A 525-nucleotide genomic window follows, 5' to 3' on the forward strand; every position below is an offset into this window, starting at 1 on the left:
TCCTTAACGCCGTTCCGCTTCCTCCCTCCTTTCTCTTTTCTCTTCCCTCCCCTTCCCTTCTTTTTCTTTCTTCTCTCTTTTTTTTTTCTCTTTCTTCCTTCTCCTCTTCTTCCCGGCGTTTTTATGAATTATCGACTGTTAGGACATACCCTGCCCCTCCTCCTCCCTCTCCCCTTCCTCTTCTTCTTCCTCTTTCTCCCTTCCTCCTTTCCTCTCTTTCCTCTTTTTCCTTCTTAGAAGTTTCCCCTCTTTCCCCTTCTTCCTCTCCCCTCTTCTTCCCCCCTTCCCTCCCTTTTCCTCTATTGCGGAGGATTGGGCTCTTCTCTCCTCTTCCTTCCTCCCCTTTCTCCCTTCTTTTTCCTCTCTTCTCCTCCCTCTTCTCTCTCTCCGGATACCTTTCTTTTTCTTCTTTCTCCTCTTCCTTCCCCCTCTTTTTTCCCCCCTCCTCTCCTTTTCTTTTTTTTTCTTCCTTTTCTTTTTCCTTCCTTTCTTCCCTTCTTTTCTCCTTTTCTCTTCCCCCCCCTC

General features: G+C 47.4%; 1 protein-coding gene. It reads right to left on the bottom strand.

What is annotated here, in order from left to right; translation table 11 throughout:
- Window positions 1–138: 138 nt before the first annotated feature.
- A partial coding sequence (locus E1963_RS23955) for a hypothetical protein (protein WP_201272121.1) occupies window positions 139–525 on the bottom strand: 387 nt, incomplete at its 5' end.

The organism is Extibacter muris (assembly GCF_004345005.1).
Lineage (GTDB): Bacteria > Bacillota > Clostridia > Lachnospirales > Lachnospiraceae > Extibacter > Extibacter muris.